Below are 20,659 nucleotides of genomic sequence, written 5' to 3'. Positions count from 1 at the left end.
TACATCTTGAGGTTACTTGGGTATATCCTACCCCAAAGCCCATTTTGGGCTGTTGGCAAATATCTCAGCATGTGAGCTACACAATACAATTAAGGAATATCCCCATGCAGTTTTCACTTCATCCGAGACTGGCCGCAGATACTACGATTGTCGGTAACCTTCCCCTCTGCCAAGTATTATTGTCTAAAGAAGCACTCGGCCCTTGGCTTATTTTGGTGCCACGCAAGGATGCTCTGCGCGAAATCCATCACTTGCCTGAAGCCGAACAGTTGCAATTAATGAAAGAATCCAGCGCGGTAGCGACGGTACTAGAAACAGATTACCAGGCCGACAAAATCAACGTCGGAGCATTAGGTAACCTTGTCCCACAATTGCATGTTCACCATATCGCCCGCTTCAAGGATGATATTGCCTGGCCGGGTCCTGTGTGGGGCAATACCGACGGCACCCAGCGCGACGACGCTCTGCAGCAAGCCCTGACTGAAGAGCTCAGGGCCGAGCTGAGCCACATCGATGGTTTCTGCGCCGTGGAATAAGGTAAAAAAAAGGCAACCCGCAGGTTGCCTTTTTCTTTTCGCTTGTTTGCTTGCTAGCCACGCATAACGGTGACGGAAAGCTCATCACTCTTGAGCGGACGATACCAGATCTCTTGCGCACCCTGGCAGCACCCATCACTGTCGCAGCCGATCAGCTCCTTGCCCAACTTGCCTTTGCGGATCCATACCTCCAGCATGGCCTCGACGCCGTCTTCCGACATCCCGAACCGCATTGCCAATGCCTTGCGGCTGGCGCGCCCGTGTTGCTCAATGTACTGTTTCAACTGCTGCAGGATCATAGGGTGACTAGCTCCTCAGTTTGCACCTGTTGTCCCTTGCGTTTGAAGGTAATAAACAGGCCAGCATTGATTGCCGTGAACAGACCAATCCACATCATGCTCGTTGCCGGGTGATCGGCAAAGTGAGCGATCTGGTAGTAATACGTCGCGAAGGTATACGCCAGTAACATGGTGTATGACGCAATGAACAGCGAATATTTCTGGCCGAATTCACGGACATAGGCACCCATAGCTGCGGCACAAGGCGTGTATAGCAGAATGAAGATCAGGTATGCCATTGCCGCTGCAGAGCTAACAAAGTGTGCTTGAATATTACCAAAGATTGACGCATCGACTTCCTGCTCTTCTGCAACCGCCGCCGTATCTTCTAATTCACCGACATCGATACCCAGCGGATCAGAATAGCTAAGTCCAGACAGGTTATCACCAATACTCGCTACCGCTTCTTGCAGGCTTCCCACCAAGTCGTACTCGGCTTCTTCCTCACCTTCAGCTGGCGCATACAAGTTATTCAAGGTACCCACTACCGCTTCTTTCGCGAAGATACCCGTCAGGATACCCACGGTAGCAGGCCAGTTATCTTCCTTCACACCAATGGGTGCCAACACAGGTGTTATTACCTGAGCCGTTTTTGCCAGTACCGAGTTTGGCGTATCTTCGTTACCGAACGAGCCATCGGTGCCAAGCGAGTTGAAGAAGCTCAGAATGGCGACAACCACGACGATAGTCTTACCGGCACCCAACACAAATTTCTTCAGTTTCTGCCACGTCTTGATACCCACATTACGTAGTGTCGGCATTTCATAGTCTGGCATTTCCATGATAAAGCTATCGCTGTTACCCGGGTAAATGGTATGACGAAGCACCAACCCAGTCAGAACTGCAGCCGCAATACCCAGCAGGTACAAGCCAAATACCACGTTCTGACCGTTTTCAGGGAAGAAAGCGGCGGCAAAAAGTGCGTAAACTGGAAGTCGAGCACCACAAGACATGAATGGAGCCATCGCTGCTGCCAGTTTGCGCTCGCGCTCCTGCTCCAGCGTACGGGTTGCCATGATTGCCGGTACGTTACAGCCAAAGCCCAGCACCAATGGGACAAAAGCTTTGCCCGGCAAGCCGACTTTCTGCATCACCTTATCAAGAACGAAAGCGGCACGTGCCATATAGCCTGAGCTCTCGAGCATTGCCAAGAACAGGTACAAACAGGCAATAACCGGAATAAATGTTGCGACAGTCTGGATACCACCACCGATACCATCGGCAATCACAGTCGCGAGCCATATCGGCAGGTGATCATCAAGCAGGTAATGGCCGCCATCGACCAGAATGGCGCCGGCACTGATATCGAAAAAATCGATAAAGGCGCTACCGATGTTGATGGAGAACATGAACATCAGATACATCACGACAAAGAAGAAGGGAATACCAAATGCACGGTTGAGTAATACACTGTCAATTTTGTCGCTCAGGCTACGGCTCAGCTTGCCTTCCTGGCGGCGGACTTTGCTGCAAAGTTGATGCAAGTAGCTATAGCGGACATCGGCAACCTGGATGTCTGGGTCAACGTCAACCATCAAGGTATTGCGAACATTGCATACCTGATTCTTTTGCTCTTCAGAAAGCCCGTTGATCACTAGCGTGTCGTTTTCCAACGCCCTGATAGCTTGCGCGCGACTGTTTAGCTGGTCAGTGGTAAAGAAAGATTCAGTCTCGGCAATAGCCTGCTCAAATTGAGAACCGTAATCCAGTGTAAGTTCATTAACCACAATCCCCTGGGCCAGCATTTTATGCAGGTGGGTTTTAAATTCGGTAACCTGCTTAAGGTTATTTGCCGACAGGCTCAATACCGGGCAACCCAAGGCCTTCTCGAGCCCTTTGATGTCCAACTTCTGACGCTGGCGCTCTAGCACATCCATCTTGTTCAGCACGACAACCATTGGTCGGCCCAACTCACGCAGCTGAAGAGTCATGTACAGGCTGCGCTCAAGGCAAGAGGCATCAACCACGTTGATGATGACATCTGCCGGCATGGTCAAGATGGCGCGGGAAGCAATCGCTTCATCCAAACTATTGACGTCGTTGGCGCTATCAAGATTGTAAATACCAGGAAGATCAGTCAGCGCAAAGCTATCGCCAGCACACTCATATCGACCTGTTTTCTTTTCTACGGTTACCCCAGCCCAGTTACCAACCTGCTGTTTGGCCCCTGTCAGGCCGTTGAACAAGGTGGTTTTACCGCTATTAGGGTTACCTACTGTCAGAATACTGTACTGCATCAGTTCACCTCCACATCAATGCTTTCTGCTAGTTGTTTACGCAATGCGATATCCACACCACGCACTCGCACCTGCAGAGGATCCCCTAAAGGAGCAACACGAATAACACTCACCGGCGTATTCGGCAGCATCCCCATTACCATAAGCTTTTTACGGGTAGCGGCTGGTAAGCCAGCTAAACTGGTAACCTTCCCCTCGGCCCCGCATGACATTTCTGACAGTTTCATTCTAAATCGCTACCCTAAATAAGAATAATTAGCATTAGTGCTTACAATGTTACAGATTGAAACACATTGGTTGTTGTTTTAAATCAAAAAAAAGCCCTCATTTTTGCATTCATTGTTTGCAAAATTGACAGGCGGCACATTTTAAAACCTAACTGGTTGGCTTTTGACTATTCAGGTGAAAACGTCAACACAAATATGCTTTTAAAACATTGGCTTAGTATTAAAGATAGGTAATAGGTAATTCAAGTTAATATATGTAGCATCTACATATCCCCAAGCGACATTGCGTCGCTTGGGTAAAATGAGCATTAAAGAAGGAATACTTTGGGCACGTGATAGGGTCCGTCGGCTATCTCACGCTCTATTCTTCGTCAGAGGAAACGCCGCAGGCAAACTCGGAAGGTGACTGGCCACAATAGGCCTTGAACCTAGCACTGAAATAGGAAGAGTCCTTGAACCCACATGCAAGAACCACATCTGACACCTTGTCTCCTTGCCTAAGCATTACCGCCGCTTGTTCAAAGCGAAACTGAGTAACGTAGTCTTTAAAAGGTGCACCGAACTCCTGCTTGAAACGGCGCTGGAAAGTCCGCTCCGACATAAGAAGCGTCCTGGCTGCAGCTGAGGTGCCAAAATCAGGGTAGTGAAAATGATCCGAGACCAAAGACTGGACATTATCCTGCCATTTATTTCCTTGGTATTCTTCAACGGATGTCCCCCTCCCTAGACCCGCTTGCTGTTGCCTGAGCAAGTGGTCAATTTCAGAAAACATCGGTTGCGCTTGCAATGGTTTCGTCAATACTCTATCGGCCCAACGGACTGGGTGAAGATCATATTCATTACTTTTTGTCGCGCTGCTGACAACGACAATCCAAGGTCCATTATTACCAAAAAAGTCATCTCTTAAGCCCTTAAGCAACTCTTCATCACTTGGCTCAAGTACTGACAGATCAACGATCAAAACATCAGGAAAGGGACCATCAAGTAGCATTAAATCCTCATAATCTCCCCGCGTATGAGTAACATGAAAGTGTTCAGATAGCAGTTTACTCCACTCACTATCAGCATCTGCCTCTTCACCGATGGCCATCACCCAAAACCGTAAATCTGGCGACTCCTTCTGGGCTTTCTGCATTGAATTCCCCGAGGGACTAGCGATTAATGGCAAGCGAATAATAAATTCACTCCCCACACCTTGATAACTAATTACCGAAATCGTCCCATGGTAAGTCTCCACCAGCTGCTTAACAGAACTCAGCCCCAAGCCAAAGCCTCCTTCTGGGCTATATTGAGGCTCTTCTTGATAATAGCTATCGAACAAATGGGCCTTGGTCTGCTCTGACATTCCACGGCCAGTATCACTGACCGAAATAACTAGCTGCTGTTCTTGCTCCTTCACATTGATCGTTATCCCCCCTTTGCTATCAGTGTATTTCATTGCATTGGATAATAAGTTGCCCAACATGATTTCGAGGTGATAAGGGGCAAGATCAATACAAGTCTCGGCTGAGATATGATCTTCAAGACAAAGGGCTATCTGCTTTTTCTCGGCTTCGATTTGCCAGCTCATACAACAAGCCTGAATAATCGGGCCAACCAACTGTTCACACGTTTTGTCAGGTTCGACCAACGCAAAAACATCGCGAGCCAACAACTGCTCAGTGACGTGTAAGGCGTGGGCAATATTCCTTTCGGTGATATCAATCTTGCTCGGGGTCTGGCAATACGGTCGAAGATCGGACAATAAGCCGAGCGACAGCTGCAATGGGGTTCTCAATTCATGGGAAAGGTGCGCCATGATATGCTGCCTAACATCCAATATCCGCTGCAAATGCACATTACTCGCATTGAGCTGTTTCTTCTGCAACTCAATCTTGGCCGTTTTATGAAAAACCGCCTGCTTGAGCTGCTGCGCTTGATCCCGAAACACCCTACTTCGCCAATAGAAGAGCAGCAACACCAGTAACAAGGTCGATAAAACCACAAAGCCTATCAGCGCTTGATAGACCCGCCAGGCAGATTGAACTCTGAATACATAGCTCAGCTCGACCCCTTCGTCATCAGATGGCTTAACCCGACGAACTTCCAACGTATAGCGCCCAGCAGACAAGGTCCCAACGGATAAAAGTGGTTGTGCTGCAATTTGCCACTCTCCCGCCTGCTCGTTTTCATCGACTAACCGATATTGATACAGCAGCGAACGTGACGGCATCGTCTCGAGCTTAAAGGCAATGGCCGCTCCATAAGGCAAGCGTCTCAGCTGGCTCCAGGAATCTCCCAGCGGCCAAATATCATCATCAACCCACACTGCGCTGAGTGACAGTTCAGGCTCGACGGTATATTCGTCAAACAATACCTCATCAGGAATACTCAGCAGCCCTTGCCGATATCCGAGCACCAATGCATTCATGTCATCCTGTAAACAGGCACGGGAGCCCACATCATCAGGCAGTAAACCGCTACCGAAGCCAAAGTGCTGCTTTAAATCGGCATAATAGCTTACAAACGAAAGCCCATTACTTGAGGAAAGCCATACCCCATTGCTGCCACCAGCAAGGCAATATGGCCGAACAAGATCAGACGAAAGTTGGACTTCTTGCAGCTTGATCGGCTTCAAGCCCTGAGATACCAGCAGCGTGTGGTTCGTCGCCACCCACAACTGCCCCATTCGGTCCTCATAAATATCAACGATCCCCCCCAGTTCAGCGGTACCCGGCACAAAATGGAGCATGCCAGCATCAAACTTGTACATACCATAGGTTGTGCCTACCCAAACCTGATATTCACTGTCTTCCACAATACTGGTGATCTGCTCGCCGCCCACCGGATCCCTCAGCCAATGGCTGCCAAAAGGCATCCACTCCCTGAACTCCGGCCAATATCGGTACAGCCCGTTTTCGGTCCCGACCCAAACCGAGCCAAAGTGATCCACCACAACTCGATTTATTGAGTGGCCTTGCATATCTTGCGGCATGCTGATGCGCTGTATACGGGACTGTCCAATCTCATACAGCGCCAACCCATCCTCCAGCAGTATCCAAAGTCGACCCTCAGACAAAATCAGCTGCTTGATTGCTCCTAAGTCAGGGATATGCTGGACAACACCGAACATTGGCGAGAGTTCAAATAAGCCATTATCGGTTGCCAACCAATAATGACCATTGCTGGCATAAGCAACATCGGTAATCAAACCAGCATCTATCTGCCCTTTCCCTTTACCCAGTCGGATCCGATTTAGCCGATGAGAACCCGCTGGCAACTGGCTCACACCCTTTGAGGTAGAGACCCATAGGTTCCCCTGAAGATCTTGATGGAGATCCAACACACGGCGGCCAGGCAGTGAATATTGGTCGTAGTCAGAGGGCATAAAATGCTGGTTGAGGGTCATATCCAGCCCCATCAAAAAGAGTCCCATGGTACTGCCAACCCACATGCCTTCCGGGGTTGCTTGCAGGCTAAGTACAGCCCTGTCGTCACCTTGGCCAGCGAGAGGTTGCAACGTACCGTCCTTGCCTTTGACGACTCCTCGACGTGTACCAAACCATAGTTCACCTAACAGATCTTGCTCCACTGCCGTAACATGGTGATCATCGAGTATTTTCGTGGGGGGGAAATCCGGTGACAGATATTCATAGACCCCTTGCTGAGCTGCAACATACAGATGATTGTCGGCCACGTATAAACCCGACAGCTTTATCGGGTGGGGAAAGGGCAAGAATTGCACATTCGGCTCGGCCTCCGAAAGGCGGTACAACCCCCGACGATTGGCAAACCAGGCGACATTGTCCAGTTTAACCACCGACTCAATAGGGATCTGGCTAATATTGTGCCTTTCCAGTTGGGCAAGTTGCGGAGAATAAGAGTAGGCATGGCTGTCTTTGACCAACCACAGTGTTTTGTTCACCACGGCCATATCGGTCACACCGGTGATTGGCTTGCCTTCTCTGTCAAGCGCGGGCTTGAGGTTAGAGCCATCATAAAATTGCAGTTGGCCACGGATATCAACCAGCCACAGCCCCTTATTGGAATCATTGATGATTTTACGAACGGACAGTGTACTTGACCCGTTTAGTTCTGACATTGAACGGAAGAGGTAACTCGAGGCAAAAACTGACGCCGAATTAGCCAGTCCCATGACCAAGATAAAGGCCACAAGTAATAATCGTCTGTCCATAACAGCGTAAAAAAAATCCCAACCTCATGAAAACCCCATTTATTATGCAGTATTGACCGTTTTAATATAAGCTGACATTTATAAAATGAGGCAAGATGCATAAAAAAAACGCACCTGGGTGCGTTTTTATCATTCTCATGCCAGAAAGCGTTAGCTATATAGGCGACTACTTATTTCAGGCATTTGCTAAAGCTGTTACCCAGTGTATTGAGGAACTCCACATAGCTACCATCACCATAGGCAATATCAGTACCCATTGGATCCAACGTGCCAATATTGACTCCTGTTCCCCTTACAACGCTGTCAACCACAGTAGGTGAGAACTGAGGCTCACTGAAGACACAGTGCGCATGCTGATCTTTCAACGAGTTACGGATTGAGATCAAAGTCTTAGCACCTGGTCGACGGTCCGGTTCAACGGTAAAGTGACCCAGGTTGTTAAGCCTAAACTGCTCTTCGAAATAGCCATAGCCATCATGGAAGACAAAATATCCACGATCTGCTACTGGGGCTAGCGTCTGCTCGATAGACACCACAGCCGCTTTCACTTCATCAATAAAATTAGCGAGGTTTGCTTCAAACTTCGCTTTATGAGCAGGGTCAAGTTCAACCAATTTGTCAGTGATCACTTGTGCAGCTTGGATTGCCTGCTCTGGCCCTAACCACAGGTGGGGGTCGATACCATCGTGGCTGTGGCCATGGTGATCATCATGACCGTGCTCATTGTGAGCGTGACCTTCGTGGTCATCATGACCGTGCTCGTCGTGAGCGTGACCTGCGTGGTCATCATGACCGTGCTCGTCGTGATCATAGCCTTCGTGGTCATCATGGCCGTGCTTGTCGTGATCATGGCCTTCGTGGTCATCATGGCCGTGCTCATCGTGAGCGTGACCTGCGTGGTCATCATGATCGTGCTCGTCGTGATCATGGCCTTCGTGGTCATCGTGATCATCGTGAGCATCACCATAGTGGCGGAACTGAATACTGTCTTGCGCCGTCAACGTCAGGACGTTTTCTTTATCTTCAAGTATCTTGGTCAAGAATTGCTCCAGTTCAGGTCCAACCCAAATGACCAAATCTGCATCGTTCAGCTTTCTCGCATCCGAAGGACGTAACGCATAGTCATGTGGTGATGCACCTGCTGGTAACAGTGTCTCTGTCGACGTTACCCCTTGGGTCAACTCCTGGACAATCATAGTGATTGGCTTCACGGTCGAAACCACTTTGAGATCTTGAGCGTAAAGTGAAGGTGAGCACAATAAGCCAAGTGTGCTACATGTTAGGAGTATACGGCGCATAATAGTTTCCCTGAATAATTCTTGATTACAACAATCCCCAAAGATGTTATATTATAACATCTCACTTTGGCAAATATCTAAGCAAAGAAATATATGACCTCCTTAGTTGAATTACAGTCGGTCACAGTCACGTACTCTGAAAGGCATGTGCTGGATCAGGTTTCCCTGAAATTAGAGCGGGGACAGATCACGACCCTGATCGGCCCAAACGGTGCCGGCAAGTCGACCCTTGTCAAAGTCATCACGGGTTTGAATAAGCCAACAACAGGGAAAGTTATTCGCCAGAAAGGACTTCGTATTGGCTATGTGCCGCAAAAGCTCGCGCTCAACAGCTCGCTGCCGCTTAGCGTCGACCGGTTCATGCGCTTGGCAGGCCGTTACAATGAGTCCCAGCGTATCGAGGCTTTAGAGCTGGTAAGCGGCAAACACCTTCACCACAGCAATATGCACTCGCTGTCTGGGGGCGAGATGCAGCGCGTCCTGCTGGCACGCGCGTTACTGCAAAAACCTGATCTACTGGTGCTGGATGAACCGGTGCAAGGGGTGGATGTGAACGGCCAGTTGGAGTTATACAGTCTCATTGAATCACTACGAGATAAGCTCAGCTGTGCCATCTTGATGGTTTCGCACGACTTGCATCTGGTCATGGCAAAAACCGATCATGTTATCTGCCTGCACCACCATATTTGCTGCTCTGGCGAACCGGAGGCAATCACCAGCCATCCATCCTATGTCGCACTCTTTGGCCGCCACCAGAGCGAACAGCTGGCACTCTATCAACACCACCACAATCACGAGCATGATTTATCTGGCAATCCCGTCGGCCCTTGCCAGCATGAGCACCATCATACAGAACAACAAGAGACCAATAATGCTTGATTTATTGCTTCCCGCACTGATTGCGGGCATTGGCATCGCCGTCCTTGCCGGCCCACTTGGCTCCTTCGTCGTTTGGCGAAAAATGGCCTATTTCGGCGATACCCTTTCCCATGCATCCCTATTGGGCATTGCGCTTGGTTTCCTTTTCAATATCAACCTTAACCTTGCGCTGCTCATTTGCTGTCTGGCATTAGCGGTCATTCTTGTCGGCCTACAAAAACAAAAATATGTCGCTACCGACACCCTACTCGGCATACTCGCACACAGTGCGCTTTCGCTTGGTTTAGTTGCCGTCAGCTTCCTCGACCATGTCCGTATCGACCTGATGTCGTACCTATTTGGTGATTTGCTCGCGGTTACACCTTCTGATCTACTGTGGATCTATGGTGGCGGCGCGATTGTGATGACCATGCTAATCACCTTGTGGCGACCATTGCTATCGATGACCATCAATGAAGAACTGGCGCAAGTCGAAGGGGTAAATGTCGATTTAATGCGTCTTTTGCTGATGATTATGGTGGGCATGGTAATTGCCGTTGCGATGAAATTTGTCGGCGCGCTGATCATTACCTCCCTGCTGATCATCCCTGCCGCCACTGCGCGCAAGTTCTCGCGCAGCCCTGAAATGATGGCTGCGATGGCATCCGCTCTCGGTATCATCGCTGTGATGTGCGGCTTAGCCATGTCGTGGCATTATGATACCCCGGCAGGCCCTTCGGTCGTGGTTTCGGCTGCAGCTCTGTTCCTTATTAGCCAATTCAAGCGCAGCGAAGCTTAATTCAGCACAAACGAAAGCATATACGCAGCAGTCCAAGCTTTCCCTAAAGGGGCCAGGGCTGCTGTTCCCCTCCCTTCCTGCGTACCTGACCCGTCATTAATTAAATAAGCTACGGTGCCTACTGTTACAGGCGCTCTTTACCTGCATAGCTGTCCGTAAATGCTTAGTCTCCGGTAGATAATCCAACAGGCATTGGAAGTAAGCCTGGTCGTTGTCTGACAGCATGAAGTTATCGATATAAAGCCGGTGACAGGCATTGGTCATCAAGTTGGCTGCCGTTCCATTCTCAGCCAATGACACATGCTCAAGTATGCAGGTTTCATAGCCTGCTTTGTCTTCTTTGGCCAAGCACAGCCCTGAACTTAAAACGGCAACCAGCAGTAAGGTAAGCTTGTTCACATTCCGACCTCTAAACGCAGATCTCCTTTAAGCTTATACCCATGCTGTTGTCCTAAGCGGATAAACAAAAAAACCCGCCGATTGGCGGGTTTAATATATACAGCGAATGTTGGGATTTACCAACCAGTCACTTCACGCAGGGCTTTGCCGATATCAGCAAGGCTTTTCACGGTTTTCACACCTGCAGATTCCAGTGCCTGGAATTTATCTTCAGCCGTACCTTTACCACCAGAGATAATCGCACCGGCGTGACCCATACGCTTGCCTGGAGGCGCCGTTACACCGGCAATGTAAGAGACAACAGGCTTGCTGACATTCTCTTTGATGTAGGCAGCCGCTTCTTCTTCAGCGGTACCACCGATCTCACCGATCATTACAATCGCTTCGGTCGCAGGATCTTTCTCGAACAACTCAAGCACATCGATAAAGTTAGAACCCGGGATCGGGTCACCGCCAATACCGACACAGGTCGACTGACCGAAGCCTTCATCCGTTGTCTGCTTAACAGCTTCATAAGTCAGTGTACCTGAACGCGACACAATGCCGACTTTACCCGCTTTGTGGATATGGCCCGGCATGATACCGATCTTACACTCGTCAGGAGTAATAACACCCGGACAGTTTGGACCAATCATACGTACACCCGCTTCATCTAGGCGTACTTTGACATCCAGCATATCCAGCGTTGGGATACCTTCTGTGATCGTCACAATCAGTTCGATACCCGCGTCAATCGCTTCCAGGATCGCGTCCTTACAGAACGGAGCCGGTACGTAGATAACCGTCGCTGTTGCGCCTGTGGCTTCAACGGCTTCACGCACAGTATTAAATACCGGCAGACCTAGGTGCTTAGTACCGCCTTTACCCGGTGATACGCCACCGACCATCTGCGTTCCGTACTCAATCGCTTGCTCTGAGTGGAATGTACCCTGACCGCCAGTAAAGCCCTGACAGATCACCTTGGTATCTTTATTAATTAGTACAGACATTATTTACCCTCCGCCGCAGCAACAACTTTTTCCGCTGCTTCAGTTAGGGAAGTCGCAGCAATGATATTCAAACCACTCTTCGCCAGGGTTTCAGCCCCCAGCACCGCATTGTTACCTTCAAGGCGAACGACAACCGGTACTTCGACACCGACTTCCTCGACCGCGCCGATAATACCTTCAGCGATCAGATCACAGCGAACGATACCACCGAAGATATTTACCAATACCGCTTTAACATTGGTATCAGACAGGATGATCTTGAATGCTTCGGTAACACGCTCTTTAGTCGCGCCGCCACCAACATCAAGGAAGTTAGCTGGCTGGCCACCGTGGAGGTTTACGATGTCCATAGTACCCATTGCTAAGCCTGCACCGTTGACCATACAGCCAATGCTGCCGTCAAGTGCAACGTAGTTCAATTCCCACTGTGCCGCATGCGCTTCACGCTCGTCTTCCTGTGAAGGATCGTGCATTTCGCGAAGCTTAGGCTGGCGGTACAAAGCGTTGGAGTCAATGTTGATCTTACCGTCAAGACAAAGCAGGTTGTCGTCACCGGTGATCACCAATGGGTTGATTTCTAGTAGGGCTAGGTCGTAATCAGCAAACATATTGCCAAGGCCTAGGAAGATCTTGGTAAATTGCTTGATCTGGTCGCCTTTCAGGCCCAGTTTGAATGCCAGCTCACGGCCTTGGTAAGGCTGTGGGCCAACTAGCGGATCAATCGCCGCTTTGTGGATTAGCTCAGGGGTTTCCTCAGCAACCTTTTCGATTTCCACACCACCTTCTGTCGAGGCCATGAACACGATACGACGTGTACCACGGTCGACAACCGCACCGAGGTACAGTTCGTTGGCAATGTTAGAGGCTTCTTCAACCAAAATCTTAGTGACTGGCTGGCCATTTGCATCTGTCTGATACGTTACCAGGTTCTTACCCAACCACTTCTGGGCAAAGCCCTTGATACCTTCTTTGGTGTCATGAAGCTCCACACCGCCCGCTTTACCACGGCCACCGGCATGAACCTGACATTTCACGACCCATTTGTCGCCACTAATTTTGCCTGCAGCTTCTGCAGCTTCCTGTGGCGTATCGCAAGCGTAACCTTCTGGAACTGGCAGACCGTACTCGGCGAACAGCTGTTTCGCCTGATATTCATGCAAATTCATGATGTTCTATCCGTTTTCATATCCCTTGGGGAATTGTTATATCCATGTGAAATACTCTTCGGTATTTCTTCGATTGTAACTGCAAAAATGGCAGGCCACTGTCGAGCCGCACCGGCCTGCCTGCAGGGTTACACGTCTAGAAGCAGACGTGTAGGATCTTCAAGTAGTTCTTTGATGGTAACCAGATAACCCACTGACTCACGACCATCAACCAAACGGTGGTCATAAGACAGGGCTAGGTACATCATAGGCAAGATTTCAACCTTGCCATCAACAGCCATTGGGCGGTCAGCAATCTTGTGCATACCCAAAATTGCCGATTGAGGCGGGTTGATAATCGGCGTCGACATCAATGAGCCGAATACACCGCCGTTGGTAATAGTGAAGTTACCACCGATTAGCTCATCAACCGTCAGTTTGCCGTCGCGTCCCTTGATTGCCAACTCACGGATCCCTTTCTCGATTTCCGCCAAGCTCAGCTTGTCACAGTCACGCAGTACCGGCGTCACCAAACCACGCGGCGTTGATACCGCAATGCTGACGTCAAAGAAGTTATGGTAAACAATATCGTCACCATCAATCGAAGCATTGACTTCAGGGAAACGCTTCAACGCTTCAACAACAGCTTTCACGTAGAAAGACATGAAGCCCAAGCGGATACCGTGGCGCTCTTCAAAGATGTCTTTGTACTGCTTGCGCAGATCCATGATTGGCTTCATGTTGACTTCGTTGAAAGTAGTCAGCATCGCCGTGCTGTTCTTCGCTTCCAGCAGGCGCTCAGCCACACGCTTACGTAGGCGTGTCATCGGTACGCGCTTCTCACTACGGTGGGCAAGCGGCGCTTCAATCTTGGCTTCAACAGCAGGAGCTACAGGCGCAGGTGCAGCCTTGCCCTCTTTCACATAGGCTTCGACATCTTCGCGTGTAATACGGCCACCGACACCGGTACCTTTCACATCACCCGCATTGATGCTGTGCTCCGCCAGCAGGCGACGTACAGCAGGGCTTAGCGCTTCATTGGTCTCATCACCCAACGCTGCAGTATTGCGCTTGTTAGGCGATGATTCTGCTTCAGCAGGGACATCCTGAGTCGGCTCGCCAGCAACTGCGCCGGCTTTGATCTTACCAATCAGCTGCTTGGTCAGTACTGTGGTACCTTCACCTTCAAGAATTGCTTCTAGAATACCGTCTTCCGGTGCCGGTACTTCCAACACCACTTTGTCTGTTTCGATATCAACCAGAACTTCATCACGGCTTACAGCATCGCCTGGCTGCTTATGCCAAGTTGCTACTGTTGCATCTGCAACTGATTCAGGTAAATCGGGAACCAGAATTTCGATCGTCATATCGGTTTTGTCCTTTTTGTTCCAGTTCTTACTAATTTATTGTCAATGCGTCTTCAATCAACGCTTTTTGCTGTTTCAGGTGAACCGACATGTAGCCTACAGCCGGTGATGCCGAGGCCGGACGGCCTGCATACTCAAGCTGGGCACCGGCCGGAAGCGCAGAACGGAAGTTGTGCTGGCTGGAGTACCATGCACCTTGGTTCTGAGGCTCTTCCTGACACCAAATAAAATCAGTCACATGTTGATAGTCTGCCAGAGCAGCTTCAACGTCTTCTTTCGGGAATGGGTAAATCTGCTCAATACGAACGATGGCAACGTCAGTCTGCTCGTTCTTACGACGCTGCTCTAGCAGGTCGAAATACACCTTACCCGAACAGAACACCACGCGCTTGACCTGTTTCGGGTCAAGCTCATCCACTTCACCAATCGCCGGTTGGAAAGACCCGTTAGCCAAATCATCCAAAGTGGACGTACATAGCGGGTGACGCAATAGCGATTTCGGTGACATGACCACCAACGGACGACGCATAGGACGAACGACCTGGCGACGCAGCATGTGATATACCTGAGCAGGAGTAGACGGGATCACCACCTGCATATTCTGCTCTGCACATAGCTGGAGGTAACGCTCAAGACGAGCCGATGAGTGTTCTGGGCCTTGACCTTCATAACCGTGAGGCAGCAACATGGTCAAGCCGCACATACGGCCCCATTTCTGCTCACCGGAGCTAATAAACTGATCAATCACGACCTGGGCACCATTGGCGAAATCACCAAACTGGGCTTCCCAAAGCGTTAGGCCACTTGGTTCTGCCGTTGCATAGCCATACTCAAAGGCCAGCACCGCCTCTTCAGACAATACCGAGTCGAAAACTTGGAATGGACCCTGTTTGTCATGGATATTGGCAAGCGGGATATACGTACTGGCATCGCCTTGGTTATGAAGCACCGAGTGACGGTGGAAGAACGTACCACGGCCTGAATCCTGACCGGTGATCCGGATACGGTGACCTTCATCGACCAAGGTGGCATACGCTAAGGTTTCAGCCATTCCCCAGTCTACTGCCTTCTCTCCAGCAGCCATCGACAAGCGATCGTTGTAGAGTTTCTGCACTCGGCTCTGAAGTTTGTGGCTTTCAGGGAACTGACACACTCGCTGAGCCAATTCGTTCAAACGCATTGGATCAATCTTGCTTGGCCAATCCACCGTCCAGTCATGACCGATATACGGTTCCCAGTCAACAGAGTGGAGCTTCATCGGACGCCATTCTTTGACCACACACTCACCACGATCAAGGGCATCACGGTATTCGTTAATCAATGACGTTGCCGTTTCCAGATCTACCGCCCCTTCATCGGTCAAGGCATCAGCATAGATCTTACGCGGCGTTGGGTGCTTCTTGATTTTTTGGTACATCAACGGCTGAGTCGCATTGGGCTCGTCCGCTTCATTGTGACCGTGGCGACGGTAACAAACCAAATCAATCACCACATCGCGCTTGAAGGTGTTACGGAAATCAAGGGCAATACGAGTAACAAATGCTACAGCTTCAGGATCATCGGCGTTCACATGGAAAATCGGCGCCTGCACCATCTTGGCAATATCGGTACAGTACTGGGTAGAACGCATATCGTGTGGGTTCGACGTAGTAAAGCCAATCTGGTTATTCACCACGATACGGACAGTACCGCCAACACGGTAGCCGCGTGACTGCGACATATTAAATGTCTCAGCAACCACCCCTTGACCCGCAATCGCTGAGTCACCATGGATAGTGATCGGGAGCACTTGTGAGCCGTCTTTATCGCCCAAACGGTCTTGTCTTGCTCGTACCGAGCCGACAACCACTGGGTTTACAATTTCCAGGTGAGACGGGTTGAATGCCAATACGAGATGCACGTCACCGCCTGGTGTTGCAAAGTCAGCCGAGAAACCTTGGTGATATTTCACATCACCGGTACCCCAAGTGTCATCATGCTTACCGGCAAACTCGTCGAACAAGTCCTGTGGCTTTTTACCCAGAACGTTGACCAGCATGTTCAGTCGACCACGGTGAGCCATGCCGACCACCACCTCGCGGGCACCATTGGTACCGGCGTAGCGGATCAGCTCTTTGACCATAGGGATCAGGGCATCACCACCTTCTAGTGAAAATCGTTTTGCGCCTGGGAATTTAGCACCTAAATAACGCTCAAGCCCTTCAGCCGCCGTTAACTCATCCAAGAAAGTCAGTCTTTCTTCCTCGGAGAATGCGCCACGACCGACCACCGACTCCAGACGCTGCTGAAGCCAGCGTTTTTCATCAGTGTTGGTGATGTGCATGTATTCGGCACCAATTGAACCACAGTAGGTTTTTTTCAGTGCATCATAAAGTTCTGACAGCTTCATGGTCTCCTGCCCAATGGCAAAAGAGCCGACATTGAATGTCTCGTTGAAGTCGTCGACGGTCAGGTTATGGTACTCAGGATCGAGGTCGGATACTCGCTCCTGCTGCCATAGCCCCAACGGATCTAAGTTTGCATGCTGGTGCCCGCGGAAACGGTATGCGTTAATCAACTGCAATACCTTAACCTGCTTAGCATCAACATCTGGATCGCTGACGGTAGCACTTAGATGGGTTGTTTCCTTCGCTAGACGCCGGAAGTAGTCACGAACCCGCGAGTGAGGCTGTTCAACAACGGTCTCATTCACGACAGGCAGTTCACTGAAAACGTGACGCCATTCTTCATCTACTAATTCTGGGTCGCTAAGATACAACTCGTAGATTTCCTCTACATAAGTTGCATTGGCGCCAGCCAGGTGTGAAGACTCAAGCCAAGCCTTCATAACGCCGTTCTGCATTGTTTTCCCTTAACCACTAGTTATCGCCATTTTCCCGGTTCGCTGACCGGAATTGAGGCTGGCTCCAGAGAGCGAATCATGAAGCCAGCATATCGATAATACTTATATTTATACCGCGCGTTTTAACAACATCGTCTTGATGTGTCCAATCGCTTTCGTCGGATTTAACCCTTTAGGACAAACATTTACACAGTTCATGATGCCATGGCAACGAAAAACGCTAAAAGCGTCGTCCAGATCAGATAAACGTTCATCTGTTGCAGTATCACGGCTATCAATTAGCCAGCGATAGGCAGCCAGCAGACCTGCTGGTCCGATGAACTTATCCGGGTTCCACCAAAATGACGGGCACGACGTTGAACAACAAGCACACATAATACACTCGTAAAGTCCATCAAGATGGGCACGTTCTTCTGGCATTTGCAGGTTTTCACGCGCCGGCGGCTGAGCGCCCTCGTCAATGAGGAATGGCTTTACTTTGGCGTAGTTGGTGTAGAACTGCTCCATATCAATGATCAGGTCACGGATAACAGGCAGGCCAGGCAGCGGGCGGATCACTATGGTGCTCTGGTCAGTCAATGCCGACAGCGGTGTGATACAGGCCAAGCCATTTTTACCATTCATATTAATACCGTCTGAACCACATACCCCTTCACGGCAGGAGCGGCGGAACGACAGGGTCGAGTCTTGCTCTTTGAGCAAAATAAGCGCATCGAGCACCATCATGTCAGAGCCTTCAGGCACCTCTAGGGTGTAGCCCTTCATATGTGGCGCATTGTCTACATCAGGGTTATAACGGTAAATCGAGAAATTCAGTTTCATAATTCTATCCTCCCCTTAGTAAGTACGCGCTTTAGGCGGAAATGCCTCACGATGAACCGGAGTCATATTGACATCTCGCTTGGTCATCTGCTCTGTCTCTGGGTTGTAGAGTGAGTGACACAGCCATTGTTCATCATCGCGCTCAGGGAAGTCGAAACGGGCATGGGCACCACGGCTTTCAGTACGGTAGTTAGCCGCCACCGCCGTTGCGTACGCCGTTTCCATCAAGTTTTCAAGCTCTAGGCACTCAACTCGCTGGGTGTTGAACTCTGTCGATTTATCAGATAAATGGGCGTTTTTCAGACGTTCACGAATGACTTTAAGTTCTTCCAAGCCCTTCGCCATGGCATCACCTTCACGGAATACCGAGAAGTTATTCTGCATACACTGTTGTAGGTCTTTACGGATTTGCGTCGGGTCTTCACCACCGGTACTGTTTTCCCAGCGGTTATAACGCTCTAGAGAGGCTTCGATATCAGCGTCAGTGGCAGGTTTCGCTTCCGCTTGCTTCTGCAAAGTTTCACCAAGGTGAAGCCCTGTTGCACGGCCAAAGACCACTAAATCTAGCAATGAGTTACCGCCAAGACGGTTCGCACCATGCACCGATACAGACGCAATTTCACCACAAGCAAATAGGCCCTGAATCTCAACATCAGTGCCATGTTCATCTTGCTTGATCGCTTGACCAGACACTTGGGTTGGTACACCACCCATCATATAGTGACAAGTAGGGATAACAGGGATAGGCTCTTTGACCGGATCGACATGAGCAAAAGTACGCGACAGTTCACACACACCCGGTAGGCGAGATTCAAGGACCTCTTTACCTAGGTGATCAAGCTTCAGCTTGATATGCGGTCCCCAAGGGCCATCACAACCACGGCCTTCACGGATCTCGACCATCATTGAGCGAGCAACCACATCACGGCCAGCCAAATCCTTCGCATTTGGCGCATAACGCTCCATAAAGCGTTCGCCATCTTTGTTGAGCAGATAGCCACCTTCACCACGGCAACCCTCTGTCACAAGAACACCGGCACCCGCAATTCCCGTCGGGTGGAACTGCCACATTTCAATATCCTGCATCGGTACGCCAGCACGGATCGCCATACCCACGCCATCACCAGTATTGATGTGTGCGTTAGTTGTTGAGGCGTAAATACGACCGGCACCACCGGTAGCAAGAATGGTTGCCTTCGACTTGAAGTAACAAACCTCACCGGTTTCCATACAAAGTGCAGTACAGCCTAAGATGGCTCCGTCTTCATTCTTGACCAGATCCAGTGCATACCATTCAGAGAAAATGGTCGTTTTATGTTTAATATTCTGCTGGTAAAGGGTATGAAGTAAGGCATGACCGGTACGGTCTGCTGCAGCGGCGGTACGAGCTGCTTGCTCACCACCGAAGTTCTTCGACTGGCCGCCAAATGGACGCTGGTAAATGGTGCCATTATCAAAGCGAGAAAACGGCAAGCCCATTTTTTCTAGCTCAATAACAGATTTTGGCCCGTTCTTGCACATGTACTCGATAGCATCTTGGTCACCGATGTAGTCCGACCCTTTGACGGTATCGTACATATGCTGTTCCCAATGATCTTCATGTGCATTACCAAGGGCAACAGTAATGCCTCCTTGTGCCGATACGGTATGAGAACGGGTTGGAAAAACTTTGGATAGCAACGCACACTTAAGGCCCTGCTCAGAAATTTGTAGTGCGGCACGCATTCCTGCACCACCAGCACCGATTACTACGGCATCAAACTCACGTACTGCAATGCTCACTTACGCACCCCACACAATAAAGAAACCTGAAAACAGGTAAACAAAAAGAACAGCTACGACACAAAATTGAATACCCGCTCGAAGCGCGGCAGGCTTAATGTAGTCAGTCAGTATTTGCCACAGGCCAATCCAGGCATGAATTAAGATCGACAGCAATGCCAACATGGTGAAGACCTTGGTACTCAACTTGCCAAAAAAGGCCGTCCAGGTGTCAAAGGTCAATTCCGGGCCAAAGGCAAAGAAGCCCACCATATAAAAGGTGTATAGCGTAAGAATGATGGCGGTAGCACGGATCAGGATAAAGTCATGAATTCCATTGCGGCCGATTGTTGAGACGTTGCTTACCATACCAGGCCTCCTGCAAACAAAGACAGAACACCGACGATGACAAAACTCACTTTGGCACTTTTGATCCCGGTTTCCATTTCTTCAAAATATCCCATATCCATCAGTAAGTGACGGATACCCACCACGATGTGATAGAACAGCGCTGTCAAAATACCCCACAGCACCAGTTTCACGAAGAAGCTGTCTACAATACCAGCAGCGCTCGTGAATCCTTCAGGGGATGAAAGGGAAAGGCTTAGCAGCCATAGCAAGATAGCCACGGCAACGAAGGTGATCACGCCGGAGACGCGATGCAAAATAGACGCTATCGCTGTAAGGGGGAAGCGAATCGTCTGTAGGTCGAGGTTGACAGGTCTTGGCTTATTTACTTTCACGGTGATTGCCCACTCAGCTCCATTGAAGCAATGTTATTGTTATCACTCCCTGCTTCCACTGACGCCGAACAAGTGCATTAACACAATTGTAACTCTAGGTTGCAATTATGTTTTACATGCAAAT

17 protein-coding genes are annotated in these 20,659 nt (G+C 49.8%); 3 read left to right on the top strand and 14 right to left on the bottom strand.

What is annotated here, in order from left to right:
* Nucleotides 1-104: 104 nt before the first annotated feature.
* A complete protein-coding gene (locus L4D79_RS19245; protein WP_428653303.1) occupies nt 105-536 on the top strand; it encodes an HIT domain-containing protein in 432 nt (143 codons plus the stop codon).
* A 53-nt stretch (nt 537-589) separates the two neighbouring features.
* Here L4D79_RS19245 and L4D79_RS19240 read toward each other — a convergent pair whose 3' ends face one another.
* The 5 genes from L4D79_RS19240 to znuA form a co-directional block, all read right to left on the bottom strand.
* Nucleotides 590-835: a FeoC-like transcriptional regulator gene (locus L4D79_RS19240; RefSeq protein ID WP_428653301.1), complete on the bottom strand. Its 246-nt coding sequence runs from the start codon at nt 833-835 to the stop codon at nt 590-592.
* A complete protein-coding gene (gene feoB, locus L4D79_RS19235; RefSeq protein WP_428653298.1) occupies nt 832-3,111 on the bottom strand; it encodes a Fe(2+) transporter permease subunit FeoB in 2,280 nt (759 codons plus the stop codon). The genes L4D79_RS19240 and feoB overlap by 4 nt, the downstream gene beginning before the upstream one ends.
* Complete coding sequence (locus L4D79_RS19230; RefSeq protein ID WP_428653296.1) at nt 3,111-3,338, bottom strand: FeoA family protein; 228 nt, start codon at nt 3,336-3,338, stop codon at nt 3,111-3,113. Before L4D79_RS19230 ends, feoB begins: the two co-directional genes overlap by 1 nt.
* Nucleotides 3,339-3,699: 361 nt before the next feature.
* Entirely contained in the window at nt 3,700-7,512 is a 3,813-nt protein-coding gene (locus tag L4D79_RS19225) for an ATP-binding protein (RefSeq protein ID WP_428653294.1), read from the bottom strand.
* A gap of 170 nt (nt 7,513-7,682) precedes the next feature.
* Nucleotides 7,683-8,810 (bottom strand): zinc ABC transporter substrate-binding protein ZnuA, encoded by a 1,128-nt coding sequence (gene znuA, locus L4D79_RS19220; RefSeq protein WP_428653292.1) that lies wholly within the window; start codon nt 8,808-8,810, stop codon nt 7,683-7,685.
* Nucleotides 8,811-8,903: 93 nt separating this feature from the next.
* Between znuA and znuC the strand changes: the two genes are divergently transcribed.
* Both znuC and znuB read left to right on the top strand, forming a co-directional pair.
* Nucleotides 8,904-9,689, top strand: coding sequence for a zinc ABC transporter ATP-binding protein ZnuC (gene znuC, locus L4D79_RS19215; protein ID WP_428653289.1), 786 nt, complete (start codon nt 8,904-8,906; stop codon nt 9,687-9,689).
* On the top strand, nt 9,682-10,467 hold the full coding sequence (gene znuB, locus L4D79_RS19210; protein ID WP_428653287.1) for a zinc ABC transporter permease subunit ZnuB: 786 nt from the start codon (nt 9,682-9,684) through the stop codon (nt 10,465-10,467). Before znuC ends, znuB begins: the two co-directional genes overlap by 8 nt.
* Nucleotides 10,468-10,563: 96 nt before the next feature.
* On the opposite strand, the gene L4D79_RS19205 is transcribed toward znuB, so the two are convergent.
* From L4D79_RS19205 to sdhC, 9 genes are all read right to left on the bottom strand, one after another.
* Nucleotides 10,564-10,866, bottom strand: a complete 303-nt coding sequence (locus tag L4D79_RS19205) for a VF_A0006 family four-cysteine protein (protein ID WP_428653285.1) — start codon at nt 10,864-10,866, stop codon at nt 10,564-10,566.
* A 116-nt stretch (nt 10,867-10,982) separates the two neighbouring features.
* A complete protein-coding gene (gene sucD / locus L4D79_RS19200) occupies nt 10,983-11,855 on the bottom strand; it encodes a succinate--CoA ligase subunit alpha (RefSeq protein WP_428653283.1) in 873 nt (290 codons plus the stop codon).
* The gene (gene sucC / locus L4D79_RS19195) at nt 11,855-13,021 is read right to left on the bottom strand and encodes an ADP-forming succinate--CoA ligase subunit beta (RefSeq protein WP_428653281.1); all 1,167 of its coding nucleotides are present in this window, start codon (nt 13,019-13,021) and stop codon (nt 11,855-11,857) included. Before sucC ends, sucD begins: the two co-directional genes overlap by 1 nt.
* 128 nt (nt 13,022-13,149) lie before the next feature.
* Nucleotides 13,150-14,367: a 2-oxoglutarate dehydrogenase complex dihydrolipoyllysine-residue succinyltransferase gene (odhB, locus tag L4D79_RS19190; protein ID WP_428653279.1), complete on the bottom strand. Its 1,218-nt coding sequence runs from the start codon at nt 14,365-14,367 to the stop codon at nt 13,150-13,152.
* Between the two features lie 31 nt (nt 14,368-14,398).
* Nucleotides 14,399-17,209 carry a 2-oxoglutarate dehydrogenase E1 component gene (gene sucA, locus L4D79_RS19185; RefSeq protein ID WP_428653277.1) on the bottom strand — a complete coding sequence of 937 codons (2,811 nt, stop codon included), beginning with the start codon at nt 17,207-17,209 and terminating at the stop codon, nt 14,399-14,401.
* 108 nt (nt 17,210-17,317) lie between these two features.
* Nucleotides 17,318-18,031, bottom strand: a complete 714-nt coding sequence (locus L4D79_RS19180) for a succinate dehydrogenase iron-sulfur subunit (protein ID WP_428653275.1) — start codon at nt 18,029-18,031, stop codon at nt 17,318-17,320.
* 15 nt (nt 18,032-18,046) lie between these two features.
* Nucleotides 18,047-19,813, bottom strand: a complete 1,767-nt coding sequence (gene sdhA, locus L4D79_RS19175) for a succinate dehydrogenase flavoprotein subunit (RefSeq protein WP_428653273.1) — start codon at nt 19,811-19,813, stop codon at nt 18,047-18,049.
* Nucleotides 19,814-20,161: a succinate dehydrogenase, hydrophobic membrane anchor protein gene (gene sdhD, locus L4D79_RS19170; protein WP_428653271.1), complete on the bottom strand. Its 348-nt coding sequence runs from the start codon at nt 20,159-20,161 to the stop codon at nt 19,814-19,816. It lies immediately after the preceding gene.
* A complete protein-coding gene (sdhC, locus tag L4D79_RS19165) occupies nt 20,155-20,535 on the bottom strand; it encodes a succinate dehydrogenase cytochrome b556 subunit (RefSeq protein WP_428653268.1) in 381 nt (126 codons plus the stop codon). Before sdhC ends, sdhD begins: the two co-directional genes overlap by 7 nt.
* Between the last annotated feature and the right edge of the window lie 124 nt (nt 20,536-20,659).

Source organism: Photobacterium satsumensis, from assembly GCF_050336935.1.
Classification (GTDB): Bacteria; Pseudomonadota; Gammaproteobacteria; order Enterobacterales; family Vibrionaceae; genus Photobacterium; species Photobacterium satsumensis.
Note: the sequence above shows the minus strand (reverse complement) of the source record. Positions and strands in the feature narration are given on the sequence as shown.